General features: G+C 59.2%; 17 protein-coding genes. 6 read left to right on the top strand and 11 right to left on the bottom strand.

Annotated elements, in window-relative coordinates; genetic code table 11:
* Positions 1-20 precede the first annotated feature (20 nt).
* The 8 genes from AC1ROI_RS10495 to AC1ROI_RS10530 all read right to left on the bottom strand — a co-directional run bounded on the left by AC1ROI_RS10495 (position 21) and on the right by AC1ROI_RS10530 (position 5,705).
* Complete coding sequence (locus tag AC1ROI_RS10495) at positions 21-995, bottom strand: amino acid ABC transporter permease (RefSeq protein WP_102594603.1); 975 nt, start codon at positions 993-995, stop codon at positions 21-23.
* 128 nt (positions 996-1,123) lie between these two features.
* Positions 1,124-2,374, bottom strand: a complete 1,251-nt coding sequence (locus tag AC1ROI_RS10500; RefSeq protein WP_102594602.1) for a 2-aminoadipate transaminase — start codon at positions 2,372-2,374, stop codon at positions 1,124-1,126.
* Positions 2,375-2,646: 272 nt separating this feature from the next.
* Positions 2,647-2,985, bottom strand: a complete 339-nt coding sequence (locus AC1ROI_RS10505) for a HopJ type III effector protein (RefSeq protein WP_077750181.1) — start codon at positions 2,983-2,985, stop codon at positions 2,647-2,649.
* Positions 2,978-3,274, bottom strand: coding sequence for a DUF1244 domain-containing protein (locus AC1ROI_RS10510; protein WP_008150700.1), 297 nt, complete (start codon positions 3,272-3,274; stop codon positions 2,978-2,980). Before AC1ROI_RS10510 ends, AC1ROI_RS10505 begins: the two co-directional genes overlap by 8 nt.
* 97 nt (positions 3,275-3,371) lie before the next feature.
* Positions 3,372-3,743 carry a dihydroneopterin triphosphate 2'-epimerase gene (gene folX, locus AC1ROI_RS10515; protein ID WP_007970304.1) on the bottom strand — a complete coding sequence of 124 codons (372 nt, stop codon included), beginning with the start codon at positions 3,741-3,743 and terminating at the stop codon, positions 3,372-3,374.
* 2 nt (positions 3,744-3,745) lie between these two features.
* The gene (folE, locus tag AC1ROI_RS10520; protein ID WP_010463237.1) at positions 3,746-4,321 is read right to left on the bottom strand and encodes a GTP cyclohydrolase I FolE; all 576 of its coding nucleotides are present in this window, start codon (positions 4,319-4,321) and stop codon (positions 3,746-3,748) included.
* A 22-nt stretch (positions 4,322-4,343) separates the two neighbouring features.
* Positions 4,344-5,054 carry a dihydromonapterin reductase gene (gene folM / locus AC1ROI_RS10525; protein WP_010463235.1) on the bottom strand — a complete coding sequence of 237 codons (711 nt, stop codon included), beginning with the start codon at positions 5,052-5,054 and terminating at the stop codon, positions 4,344-4,346.
* Between the two features lie 81 nt (positions 5,055-5,135).
* Positions 5,136-5,705 (bottom strand): antibiotic biosynthesis monooxygenase, encoded by a 570-nt coding sequence (locus tag AC1ROI_RS10530; protein WP_010463233.1) that lies wholly within the window; start codon positions 5,703-5,705, stop codon positions 5,136-5,138.
* A gap of 210 nt (positions 5,706-5,915) precedes the next feature.
* Between AC1ROI_RS10530 and AC1ROI_RS10535 the strand changes: the two genes are divergently transcribed.
* Positions 5,916-6,875, top strand: a complete 960-nt coding sequence (locus tag AC1ROI_RS10535; RefSeq protein ID WP_102594611.1) for a MerR family transcriptional regulator — start codon at positions 5,916-5,918, stop codon at positions 6,873-6,875.
* A 2-nt stretch (positions 6,876-6,877) separates the two neighbouring features.
* On the opposite strand, the gene AC1ROI_RS10540 is transcribed toward AC1ROI_RS10535, so the two are convergent.
* Together AC1ROI_RS10540 and AC1ROI_RS10545 are read right to left on the bottom strand one after the other, a co-directional pair.
* A complete protein-coding gene (locus tag AC1ROI_RS10540; RefSeq protein WP_010463228.1) occupies positions 6,878-7,483 on the bottom strand; it encodes a hypothetical protein in 606 nt (201 codons plus the stop codon).
* Positions 7,484-7,537: 54 nt separating this feature from the next.
* Complete coding sequence (locus AC1ROI_RS10545) at positions 7,538-8,017, bottom strand: PAS domain-containing protein (protein ID WP_010463226.1); 480 nt, start codon at positions 8,015-8,017, stop codon at positions 7,538-7,540.
* Between the two features lie 99 nt (positions 8,018-8,116).
* Between AC1ROI_RS10545 and AC1ROI_RS10550 the strand changes: the two genes are divergently transcribed.
* On the top strand, positions 8,117-8,572 hold the full coding sequence (locus AC1ROI_RS10550; protein ID WP_077750184.1) for a flavodoxin: 456 nt from the start codon (positions 8,117-8,119) through the stop codon (positions 8,570-8,572).
* Here AC1ROI_RS10550 and AC1ROI_RS10555 read toward each other — a convergent pair.
* Positions 8,553-9,449, bottom strand: a complete 897-nt coding sequence (locus tag AC1ROI_RS10555) for a LysR family transcriptional regulator (RefSeq protein ID WP_010463222.1) — start codon at positions 9,447-9,449, stop codon at positions 8,553-8,555. The genes AC1ROI_RS10550 and AC1ROI_RS10555 overlap by 20 nt on opposite strands.
* A 96-nt stretch (positions 9,450-9,545) precedes the next feature.
* Here AC1ROI_RS10555 and AC1ROI_RS10560 point away from each other — a divergent pair, with 96 nt between their 5' ends.
* The 4 genes from AC1ROI_RS10560 (at position 9,546) to AC1ROI_RS10575 (ending at position 12,424) form a co-directional block, all read left to right on the top strand.
* Positions 9,546-9,932, top strand: coding sequence for a CidA/LrgA family protein (locus AC1ROI_RS10560; protein ID WP_010463220.1), 387 nt, complete (start codon positions 9,546-9,548; stop codon positions 9,930-9,932).
* On the top strand, positions 9,922-10,608 hold the full coding sequence (locus AC1ROI_RS10565) for an LrgB family protein (protein ID WP_010463218.1): 687 nt from the start codon (positions 9,922-9,924) through the stop codon (positions 10,606-10,608). Before AC1ROI_RS10560 ends, AC1ROI_RS10565 begins: the two co-directional genes overlap by 11 nt.
* A 131-nt stretch (positions 10,609-10,739) precedes the next feature.
* A complete protein-coding gene (locus AC1ROI_RS10570) occupies positions 10,740-11,522 on the top strand; it encodes a class II aldolase/adducin family protein (RefSeq protein WP_010463216.1) in 783 nt (260 codons plus the stop codon).
* Positions 11,522-12,424, top strand: coding sequence for an alpha/beta fold hydrolase (locus AC1ROI_RS10575; RefSeq protein ID WP_010463214.1), 903 nt, complete (start codon positions 11,522-11,524; stop codon positions 12,422-12,424). Before AC1ROI_RS10570 ends, AC1ROI_RS10575 begins: the two co-directional genes overlap by 1 nt.
* Positions 12,425-12,516 lie beyond the last annotated feature (92 nt).

Consider the following 12,516-nt stretch of genomic DNA (forward strand, 5'->3'; position numbering starts at 1 on the left):
TCGGTACGAGTCATCACACATCAACCCCTTGCCACGGATCGATTGACCCGTTTTTCGATTCGCGCCTGGACCCGTTCCAGAATGAACGACAGGGCCCAGTAAATCATCGCGGCGGTGATCAGCATTTCCAGGTGGCGGAAGTCTGCGCGCCCCTGGGTCTTGGCCAGGTACATCAGTTCCCAGACACCGATCACCGACACCAGCGAACTGTCCTTGAGCATGGCGATGAACTGGTTGCCGGTGGGTGGAATGATCACCCGCAAGGCCTGCGGCATGATGACCCGGCTCAGGGTCTTGAACGGGCTGATGTTCAGCGCCCGCGAGGCTTCCCACTGACCGACCGGAATGCTCTGGATGCCGGCCCGGAAAATCTCGGTCATGTAGGCGCCGTAACACAGGGACAGCGCGAGGATACCGGCAGGCACCGCATCGACCACGTAGCCCAGTTGCGGCAGACCCAGGTAAATCAGGTAGATCTGAATCAGCAACGGCACGCCGCGAAAGAACGAGGTGTAGAACGAGGCGAGGGCATTGGCCAGGCCGTTGTTCGACAGCTTGGCCACTGCGCCGACCAGCGCCAGCACAAAGGCCAGGACGATGGCCACTGCAGAGATGTACAAGGTGGTTGCAGCGCCCTGGATGATCAGGAAACCGATCTTGTCGAGGATGAAGCTGTAAGACAGGTCGAAGGTGTCGAAGAACGCCAGAAACAGGATCAGTAGTTCGATCCACACCACCGTAGTCTGCACTTTGAACTTCAGGCGCCCGAGGACGTGGAAGTTCAAGGTGCCCACTACGGCAATGCCCAGCCCGATGGCGACGTTGCGTGCCGTCAGGCTGTCCGGGGCATTGCCCAGCAGCGGATGCAGAAAATGACTGAGGGCGCTGTTGCCCAGGTTCATCAGGTAGGCGCCGAGGAACAGCACCACGGCTACGCCGAGCAGGAAGTGAGGATCGTTAGACTTTTTCTTATAAATTATATTGTCGTGATACATGTCTGCCTCAGCTTGTCGGTGGTGATGTTCTCGCTAGGTAAAAGGGTCTTTGGTCAGTATTGCGACGTCGATTCCGGGACCACAAGCGAACTTAATTCGCTACGTCAGTCCCGGAACGCACTTCGCTGTCAGGACAGTCTTGCCAGGCACGCTTCGAGGATATCCAGCCCTTCCTCCAGCACCGCCGCCTCGGTGGTCAACGGCGCCAGTAGCCGAATGATGTGCCGTGATTTGCCGCTCGGCATCAACAGCAGACCCGCGTCACGCGCCAACGCCAGCAATTGTGTGAGCTGCGCCGAGGCGGGGGAGCCGTCGGCATGGGTCAACTCGATACCGCGCATCGCACCGACGCCGGTCAAACGACCCAGATACGGTGAAAGTTTGCTTGCGCGCCAGGACTCGTAACGGCTGACAATCGCTTCTTCCTGTTGCGACCCCCAGGCTTGCAGGTTGGCATCCGTCATTTCATCCAGCGTTGCCAATGCGGCGGCGCAGGCGATGGGGTTGCCGGAATAGGTGCCGCCCAGTCCACCTTTGGGCAAGGTGTCGAGCAGCGTCTTGCGCCCGACTACCGCGCCCAGTGGCACGCCGCCGGCGATGCTTTTGCCCAGCAGGATCAGGTCCGGCTCGATGCCCAGGCGCGAAAAGGCAAAACGCTCGCCGGTGCGGCCAAAGCCGGACTGGATTTCATCGGCGATCAGCAGAATATTTTTTTCATCGCAGAACGTGCGCAGCGCCTGTGCGAACTCGACATCCATCGCCAGAAATCCCGCTTCACCTTGAACCGGTTCGACGATAAAACAGGCCACGTCATTGACGTCGATTTCGACGCTGAACAGTCGATCCATCGCCTTCAGCGCTTCGGCGCAGGTCACGCCGTTGTCCTTGCTTGGAAAGGGCAGGTGATACACAGGCCCCGGCAGCGCGCCGACTTTCTGTTTGTACGGTGCGACTTTGCCGTTGAGGTTGAGGGTGGCGAGCGTGCGGCCATGGAAGGCACCGTCGAAGGCAATGACGGCTGTGCGACCGGTCGAGCCGCGGACGATCTTCAGGGCGTTTTCCGCCGCTTCTGCGCCGCTGTTGGTGAGCATGCCACTGACAGCGTAGTCCACCGGAATGAACGCCGTCAGGCGATCCATCAGTTCGATGTAGGGCACATGCGGTGCGGCGTTGAACGCGTAGTGCGTCAGCCGCGTGGCTTGTTCGCGAATGGCCTCGACGATGCGCGGATGGCAATGGCCGAGGTTCAGTACGCCGATGCCGCCGACGAAGTCGATGTAGCGTTTGCCATCGGTGTCCCAGACCTCGGCGTTTTTGCCGTGGCTGAGCGTGACGGGATGAACGACGTTGATCGACTGGCTGATGGTTTCGCTGCTCATGGATGACCGACTCTGAAGAAGGGATGCTTCTTTTTATCTAAGCCGTGAGCAGTGGGTGGGGGCAAACGAAATAAAGTGGACGGGTCAATCTTAAAAGTCGGGATGTGTGCGAATAAGAGATGGGCAGGCAAAGCGTAACTTGTGGCGAGGGAGCTTGCTCCCGCTGGGTCGCGCAACGGCCCCAAAAAAGAGGGACCGCTACGCAGTCCAGCGGGAGCAAGCTCCCTCGCCACAGGTTCTGTGTCGCTCGTGAAGCGTTTCGCGGACTTTGATTAACGGCGAGTCAGCGGTTGTTGGGTGAATTTCACGCCCGCCAGACCCTGCGCAATCAACGCACGAATGTTGCCGTGGTCGTTGCCTTCAGGCGTGGCCACGACCGAGCGGTAATGCTCGCCAAAGGCCAACAGCGCCTCTTCATCGGTCAGGCCTTCCAGCAGCGCCAGGCCCAGGGTCTTGCACGAACCTTCGTTCTGCCCGGCGGCGTTTTCCACGCCGCCGTTGTTGAAAGCCTGAGGCTGGTAGTCGTAACCCGTGGCGATGAACGCCAGGGTGTCGGCGAAAACATGCTCACCGCTCTTGAGGCTGGCGCGCAGGGTGTTCAAATCACTCATTGGGTTTTCCTTTGGCGAACGCCGCTTGTTGTTCGGCGTTGGCTTCTTGCTGGTATTGGGCTTTCCACTCGGCGTAAGGCATGCCGTAAACCACTTCTCGAGCGTCATCGAGGCTGACCTCGATCTGGCGTTCGTCGGCGGCGGCCTTGTACCACTTGGACAGGCAGTTGCGGCAGAAGCCCGAGAGGTTCATCAGGTCGATGTTCTGCACGTCCTTGCGGCTGTCCAGGTGGGCGACCAGCCGGCGAAAGGCGGCGGCTTCAAGTTCCAGGCGTTGTTGATCGGTCATGGGGGCCTCTGCGAGGCAGCTTCGAGCGGTAAGCTTCAAGCTGCAAGATGGGTTGCGATGGCTTGTAGCTTAACGCCTGAAGCTTGAAGCTTGAAGCTTAGCGGCTTGCAGCGAGCGTAATCGACACCGACTCGGCGAATCGCAGGGCGTGGGGTTTGTCGACTTCAACTTCGGCGTACAACACCGACGCGTTGGCCATGACCAGATCGAGGATCTCCTGGGTCAGGCGTTCGAGCAGGGCGAAGCGATTGCCTTCCACGTGGGCGATGATCGCCTTGGTGATGGTCCGGTAATTCAGCGCGTGATCGATGTCGTTGTCACGCACCGCTTCCTGAGCGGCATACAGGATGGTCAGGTTGATCAGTACATCCTGCTTGTTGAGGATTTCATCCTCGTTGATTCCGATGAAGGTCCGCAGGCACAGGTCCTTGACCCGGATGCGTGCCATTCCTGGTTGAAGTTGTGGCATTGCTACTTGCTCCGTCCAATCAATTGCAGGAACTCCTGGCGGGTGGTGCTCGACTCGCGGAAGGCGCCGAGCATCACCGAGGTGTTCATGGTCGAATTCTGTTTCTCGACGCCGCGCATCATCATGCACATGTGCCTGGCTTCGATGACCACCGCGACACCGGCCGCGTCAGTCACCTGTTGCACCGCATCGGCGATCTGTCGGGTGAGGTTTTCCTGTATCTGCAGGCGGCGGGCGAACATGTCCACCAGCCGCGCGATCTTCGACAGGCCCAGCACCTTGCCCGTCGGAATATAAGCCACATGGGCCTTGCCAATGAAGGGCAGCAGGTGATGTTCGCACAACGAATACAGTTCGATGTCGGCGACGATGATCATCTCGTCGGTGTCTGACGCAAACAGTGCGCCGTTGACGATCTCTTCGACACTCTGGTCGTAGCCGTGGCAGAGGTACTGCATGGCTTTGGCTGCGCGAACCGGGGTGTCTTGCAGTCCTTCGCGGTCGGGGTTTTCGCCGAGACCGATGAGAATTTCGCGATAGCTCTCGGACAGGGCGTTCTGGTGCAGGGATAACGTCATGGAACATCCTCGCGGGGGCTGCTTATTTGAGGTGCCGTCCGCCATTGACGGTCAGGGTCGTGCCAGTGACATAAGGGTTGTCGAGCAAATAACGCAGGCTCTGGTAGATCACTTCGCTGCCGGGTTCGATGCCCAGCGCGGACTTGGCCAGGGCCTTGGCGCGGTATGCCGCGTTGTCGTCGGGGTTGAACATTAGCAGGGCTGGCGCGATACCGTTGACCTTGATTGTCGGCGCGTATTTCGCGGCGAAGGACAGGGTGAGGCTGTCGAGCCCGGCTTTGCTGGCGCAGTAGCCAATGTGTTTGCTGCTGCCCTTGCGGGTCACGTCATCGCTGATGTGCACGATGTCGGCGGGGCTTGAGCGTTCGAGCAAGTCGGCACAGTGCAGGTTGATCAGGTAGGGCGCCAGCATGTGCACGCTGAACATGCGGGTAAAGGCCTCGGCGTCGGTGTCCGGGGTTTCGGCCAGCCATTCGGAAGCGTTGTGGACAATGGCTCGCAGGCTGTCGGTGTGGGTTTTCAGTTGGGTGATGAACGCGAGGATCCCCGCTTCAGTGGAGAAGTCGGCAAATACCGCGGTGGCGCCCAGGTCGCGCAATGTCTGCACGCCTGGGCGTTCGCTGCGGTAACTGAAGATCACCGGATGGCCGTCTTCGAGCAAACGTTGCGCACAGTGCAGGCCGACACGCTGGCCGGCACCGGTGATGAGGATCGGAGCTGCGGAAGAGGTCATGAACGGCTCGCGTCGCGGTAAGAGCAAAACTATACCAGCGCGCAGCGGCATTCACCTATTGCGGGGCTCCCACAAGGGGGATCAGTGGTTTTGGGGAGTGGGCTTGGCGGGCAACGGGCGTGCTGGCGTGCTGTTCAACCAGCTGGCCAGCAGGCGGGTCGATAGCGGAATGAAGAAGTAGACCATCAACGGCGTCAGGCACAAGGTGCTGATGAGCACGCGGGGCAGCAGGCTCATGTCGTCGAGCAACGGCCCCAATACAAAGTTGAACAGCAGGGAAACCGGAAAGAATGCCAGCCAGATTGCCACCGCCTGCTTCCAGCGGGGTGGGCGCTGGCCGACCGCGCCGAACCAGCCTTCAATGCCACTCACGCGATGTTCCGTCTTGTGCGCAAACAGATCGCTGCCGCGCGCCAGCCATGCGGTACGCGAAGCGGAATGCTCCCAGGCGTGCATGGTTTGCTCGTTGGCAAAGCGGAAAATAATCTGGAATTCGTTATCGCCGGGCGGCGGAGCGAGCACACCTGAGCCGAGATAACCGGGGAAGTCGGTGGCCAGTTGTTCGCCTTCGCGCAACCAGGCCATCAGGTCCTGATAACGCCCATCGGCGACGCGGCGCGCAACCATCAGCGTGACGGGTGAGGTAGACATGGTGAATCTCCGTATAACAGATGCGTCACTCCGGGTAAGAGTTTCGCCAGGCGCAGCGCCGGGGTGATGGGCTGCGTCTTGAGACAAGCAAGGATTATTCCTGATTCTGACGGATACGCCAGCGACATTCGTCGTTTATCAGTCTTGAACAAGCATGGGGTGGAAGAGTTAGAATGGGATCCAATTTTGCGCGCGGACTTCAATTGCCACATGCCTGTCCTGACTGAAGGTGTCCCAGATTTGCAGCGAGGAGCTGCACTGGAACAGGAAGAGCTGTTTCCCATCCGTGAAGTAGCGCGCCTGACGGGTATCAACCCCGTTACGTTGCGGGCATGGGAGCGACGATATGGCCTGATTCAGCCCACACGCACCGAAAGCGGGCATCGGCTGTACTCGATGGCGGATATCGAAAAGGTCCGCAGCATTCTCGGCTGGATTGATCGCGGCGTCGCGGTCAGCAAGGTCGGCAAGATACTGGCCAAGACCGAGCCGCTAAAAGCCCTGGCGAAAATCATTCCCGACGAACTCGTTCAGGCTGACTACGCCCAGTGGCAGCAGGAGGTTCAGGTGGCGGTGACGGCGTTTGACGAGGTTAAGCTGGAGCAAGTCTATGGACAGATTTTTTCCAGTTACCCCCTGACCGTGGTGTTTCAGGACATCCTGATGCCGATCTGGAAGCTGATGCTGCAGCGCCATCACGCGTTCGGTCAGACCAGCGAATGGCTGTTTCTGGATGGTTTCCTGCGTTCTCGTGTGTTGCAGCGCATGTTGCTGGTGCGCGTCATGCAGCCTCGTCGCGTGATTGTCTGCGCCTTGGCCGATCAGGCTCATGAACTCGAAGTGCTGGTCACGGCGCTGTACCTGAGCAGTGTCGACTCGGCTATTCAACTGCTGTCGATCGGTCAGCCCTTCGACGAGTTGACCCTGGTTTGCGAGCGTATCAAGCCCACGGCACTGGTGCTGGTGTCCAACCACGCGCCGGCCCCCGAGTTGCCTCGACGTCTGAATCGACTGGCCTTGAGCCTGGATTGTCAGTTGCTGCTGGCTGGCGATGCGTCGGACCTGGCACAGGACAGCCTGGCCGGATCGTCGATCGGTTGTCTGGGAAATGAGGGGATGGTGATGCGTCAGCGTTTGAAACAGTTCCTGGCAGGAAACCTGGATACCTGAGATCAGATGTGCAGGGCGGGATGTGTCAGACGATGTTGCTGAAGGATGTACTGGCGCAGACGTTCGGTCTCATCCTTGTCGCTCTGGCTTAATTCGTAAGCGTAGAAACCTTGCTCGGTTTCACGCTCGAAGGTGCCGCGCAATGCAATCCGCTCATAGCCTGACGGACTGAACCACAACGCGAAGTGTTTGGGCGGTTTGGTCTTGTTGCGAACTTCCAGCAAAACCCCTTTGAACGATATTTCATGCACCCACATCGTGCCGGGCTGGCCTTTGGCATTTTCCAGCGCCACCGGCTCTTCAAGCGTCAGGCGCCATGGTCGTACCATTGGCCCGTCTTCATAAATACTCGGCACGCCCAGACGCAAATGCAGCGCATGAAATTCGTCTTCCACCAGGTGCAGCGGAAAGGTCATTTGCTGGTTTTCGAAATTGGCCTGGATGGTGACTTGCTCATGGGCCGCCAGGCGTGTGAGCAAATCACGGATTTGCGATCCACCGTTGACGAGCAGACTCGACGTCGCATCCCGCACATTGAGCTGGGGGTTGTGTTGCATGGTCTGGATGAAATCCAGCTCATCCTGTGTCAGGAGTGCGTCGCGTTGCATGGCTTGCTCGAAAGGAATAGTTACAAAGTCATCGGTGATTGTAGTTAATGACCATTAATTCGCTGTTTTGTTTTTACCGTTCGTCGCTTTAAGCGCGGCAAGCTCGGCCTGCATCTCAGCCAATTGTGCTTCCAGTTGCGCAACTCGCTGCTGTGCCTTGACCTGCACCGTAACGTCTTTCTGCACGCCTACAAAATAAGTTTGCCCATCGCTTTCGTTCTTCACTGTAGAAAGGGACAGTTCATTCCAGAACGGGGTGCCGTCCTTTCGGTAGTTTCTCAGGATTTCCCGGCAGGAGCCGCCAAGGGTCAACGCTTTGCGAATCGCCGTGAGGGCTTCTTTTTGATCCCGGTCACCGGCCTGCAGGAAACGGCAATCCTGGTAAAGAATTTCTTCGCTGGTGTAACCCGTCAGCCGCTCGAACGCCGGGTTTACGTAAATCAGGATGTTGTCCTGGTCACCTTCCTTTTCGGCAATCACGATGCCGTCGTTGGAGGCGTTGATTACCATTTGCAACAGTTGAGCGTTGATCATCGGAGAATCCTTTCCGTATTGATAGGGATTTGCATTCTAAAAGATCAAACGAGCCCGTGCTGTTAATATCTGTGTCTTTTACAGCTTCAGGATCGATTGATGAAAGTTGCCATCATTTCCGGCTCGGTGTACGGCACGGCAGAAGAAGTTGCCCGCCACGCCGCCTCTCTTTTAAACGGCGCGGGTTTCGAAACCTGGCACAACCCGCGCGCGACACTGGCCGATGTCCAGGCCTTCGGCCCGGAAGCATTTCTGGCGGTGACGTCGACCACCGGCATGGGTGAATTGCCGGATAACCTGCAACCCCTGTATTGGATGATCCGTGACCAATTACCTGCTGCCTGGCGCGGTTTGCCGGGAGCGGTGATCGGCTTGGGCGATGCAAGTTACGGCGATACGTTCTGCGGCGGCGGCGAGCAGATGCGTGAGTTGTTCGCCGAACTGGGCCTGCGTGAAGTGCTGCCGATGTTGCGTCTGGACGCCAGCGAAAGTGTGACTCCGGAAACCGATGCCGAGCCTTGGCTGGCCGAGTTGATCAGGGTGCTGCGGAGCTGACCGGCCGCTCGCGCAGCAGGGCAAGCCAGGCTTGTGCAGCCTTCGACAAGTACGCACCCTGCCGCCAGATAAAGGCAATGTCCCAGCGTAACGAATCCGGGGCATTCAAGGTCAGGCGCACCACGCCTGGCCGCACCAGCCCACGCGCCACCACGCTGGGCAGCAGCACCACGCCTTGGCCGGCGGCCACCAGTGCGGCAAGAAAATCCGCCTGGCCGCTGCGCCCACCCTCCTTGGGTGTGAACCCTAGCTGATGACAAGCCTGCAGCAACCGGTCGTTGAGCACGAAGCTGCGCTGATACAGCAGAAACGGCGTATCGGCCAATTCCTCCAGTCCGATCACTGTCTTGGTCGCCAACGGATGATCGGCGGGCAGCAGCGCATCCAGCGGCTCATCGCAGAAAGGCTGAAAGGCGAACTGCGGATCCTTCGGCAACAGACTGCCACCGAGTTCGAGCTCACCACTCAACACCGCCTGTTCGATGTTCAGGCTACCGCCCTCCAGTAACTGAATGCTGATGTTCGGGTAGCGCCGCCGGTACTCGGCAAACAGCCCGGCGAACAGCGCGTCACTGCCCAGCAGCGGCAGTCCCAGACGCAATTCCCCGCGAGCCAGTTGGCTCAAATCGTCCAACTCACTGAGCAACTCGTTGCGCAGCCGCAGCATGCCTTCGGCCCGTTGCAGCACCACGCTGCCGGCGGCGGTCAGGCGCAGCTGCGACCCCAAACGTTCGAGCAACGGTGTGCCCAGACTTTGTTCCAGCTGAGCGACCTGCTTGCTCACCGCTGATTGGCTGATGTGCAGAGTCTTGGCGGCTTGGGTGAAACCCCCTTGGTGCATCACTTCGACGAAGCTGCGTAGCTGCTTGAATTCCATGCGCCTGATTCCAGATTGGAATAGAGCCGAGTCTAACAATTCGTTTCGGGGATAGCAGCCCGCTCCGTAAAATGAGCATCTGTGAGGACCGAAACCATGAATTCATCCATCTTCAAACGCCTGGCTCGATTGACCGCTGAACTGGCCGTGCTGCTCGGCATCTACCTGCTCGGCTGCGAAATTGCCGCGGGGTTGGCTTGGCCGATCCCGGGTGGCGTCATCGGCATGGCGCTGTTGCTGCTGGCTTTCGCGGTTGGCGGGATCAAACCGGCGGCGTTGCAAATGGGGGCCGGCCTGTTGATGGCCGAGATGCTGCTGTTTTTTATTCCTGCGCTGATGAGCCTGCTCGATTACGGCAGCCTGATGCGCGACGACGGTTGGCGGATTCTGCTGGTGATCGGCGTGAGTACGCTGATGGTGATGCTGGTCACCGCGTTTACCGTGGAAGGGGTGGTGCGGTTGCGGAGGTCCCATGAAGCTTGAGCTGATGCCGATGTTCTGGCTGGCCTTCACGCTGTCGGCCTATTTATTCAGTCGCTGGATCTACCGGCGCACCGGGCGTTATCTGCTGTCGCCGCTGATTCTGGTTCCGGCGCTGCTGCTGGCCCTCGCTGTGCCGCTGCATACCGCGTACTCGGAGTATTCGAGCAACACCCATTGGCTGATGTGGGTGCTGGGGCCGGTGACCGTCGCGTTCGCCGTGCCGATCTGGCAACAGCGGCAGATGCTGATGCGGTATTGGTCGGCGTTGTTGCTCGGAATGCTGGCGGGCAGTGCGGCGTCCATCGGCACCTCGTTCGGTCTGGCCAAGGCGCTGGCGCTGGACAGTTCGGTGACGATGTCGCTGGTGCCACGCTCCATCACCACGCCGTTTGCCATGCCGCTGGCTCACGACCTCGGTGGCGTGCCGGAACTGACGGCGGTGTTCGTGATGTTCACTGGCGTGTTCGGGGCGATGCTCGGCGGTATTCTGCTGAAGTGGCTGCCGTTGCGCAGCGCCCTTGCGCGCGGTGCGTTGTTTGGCGTCGGCGCGCACGGTGCTGGTGTCAGTCGGGCTCATGAAGTGGGCGGTGAGGAAGGCTCGGTCGCGGGGCTGGTCATGGTTCTGACAGGGCTTTTGAACCTGTTTGCCGCCCCCTTGTTGGCGGCGGTCCTTTGACATGGATCCAGTCTTTCTCCTGAACTGACTCGTTAGGCCACCAAGCTGGCTGCCAATGCAACTACGCGAAATCCGGGGGCGACTAGACTGCGGTAACGACAGTAAAACTATAAGAACAGGAGGTCCTTGCCGTGAAAGTTGCTCCCGTCCAATCCCCCCAGAGTGTCAAAGACCAGGTCAGTGCCGCCGAGTGGCAGACCCGCGTCGACCTGGCGGCCTGTTATCGTCTGGTGGCCTCCCATGGTTGGGACGATCTGATCTTTACGCATATCTCGGCCAAGGTGCCGGGCACCGAAGATTTCCTGATCAACCCGTTCGGGCTGATGTTTCACGAGATCACTGCGTCGAGTCTGGTCAAGGTCGATCAGGCCGGCAACAAGCTGATGGACAGCCCTTACGAAATCAACCCGGCGGGTTACACCATTCACAGCGCCGTGCATGAAGTGCGTCACGATGTGGTGTGCGTGTTGCACACTCACACCGCCGCGGGTGTGGCGGTGTCGGCACAGAAGCAGGGCATTCTGCCGATCAGTCAGCAGTCATTGTTTGTGCTGTCCAGCCTTGCGTATCACGCTTACGAAGGCGTTGCCCTGAACCATGAAGAGAAGGCGCGCCTGCAAGCCGACCTGGGTGAAAACAATTTCCTGATGCTGCACAACCACGGCCTGCTGACCTGTGGCAGCACCATCGCCGACACGTTCCTGATGATGTTCACCTTTCAGCGCGCCTGCGATATCCAGGTGCTGGCGCAGAATGGTGGCGCCGAGCTGATTGCTATCGAACCGCAGATTCTGGCGGGCGCCAAGGCGATGATTGCCGGCGTGACCAAAAGTGCTCAAGGGATGGGCGGCGCGTTGGCCTGGCCGGCGTTGCTGCGCAAACTCGATCAACTAGACCCGGGTTATAAATTCTAATGGCACTTGCCGAGATCCCCCTGTGTGTCTGGCGAAAGCGCGGCCAGACGTTCGTATTCCGTGGCCAGACCATCCATTACTGGACGGCGGGGCAGGGTGAGCCGTTGCTGCTCATCCATGGTTTCCCGACCGCCAGTTGGGACTGGCATTACTTGTGGCAACCGCTGGCGCAGCGCTATCGGGTAATTGCCTGCGACATGCTCGGCTTCGGCGACTCGGCCAAACCGGTCAACCATGAATACAGCCTGTTGGAGCAGGCCGATCTGCAACAGGCGCTGCTCGCGCACCTGAATGTGGAACAGCCGGTGCATGTCTTGGCCCACGATTATGGCGACAGCGTGGCTCAGGAGCTGTTGGCCCGGCATTACGAGACGCGCGTCGATATCGCCAGTTGTGTTTTCCTCAACGGCGGCCTGTTTCCTGAAACCCATCGCCCGGTGTTGATGCAAAAACTGTTGCTCAGCCCTTTGGGCTGGATGATCGGGAGAGCTTTTACCCGCGACGGACTGGTGAAAAGTTTCCGGCAGATATTTGGTCCGCACACTCGACCCACCGAAAGCGAGATGGACGATTTCTGGGGCCTGATCGACAGCAATCACGGCCCGCGAATCATGCATAAGCTCATCGCTTATATTCCTGAGCGGCGTGTTCAGCGCGAGCGTTGGGTCAGCGCCATGCAGCGTGGCGAGGTTCCGCTGCGGGTCATCGATGGTGAAGTCGATCCGATTTCCGGCGCGCACATGGTCAAGCGCTATCGGGAACTGGTCCCCAACCCGGACACGGTGCTGCTGCCTGATATTGGCCATTACCCGCAGACTGAAGCGCCGGCACAGGTGCTCAAGCATTATCAGGCGTTTCGGGATCGGCTGATTTCTCCGCCGCGCAGGGCGGCCTGTTCCTGACTATCCCCCAGCCTTATCAAGCACTATTCAGCTTTACCTGTGTTTATTGTGACCAGCAGCCTGGTGCCTGACACTCGGACGTATTGTCCCTG

The sequence above is a fragment of the Pseudomonas sp. GW823-FHT02C02 genome, from assembly GCF_058797635.1.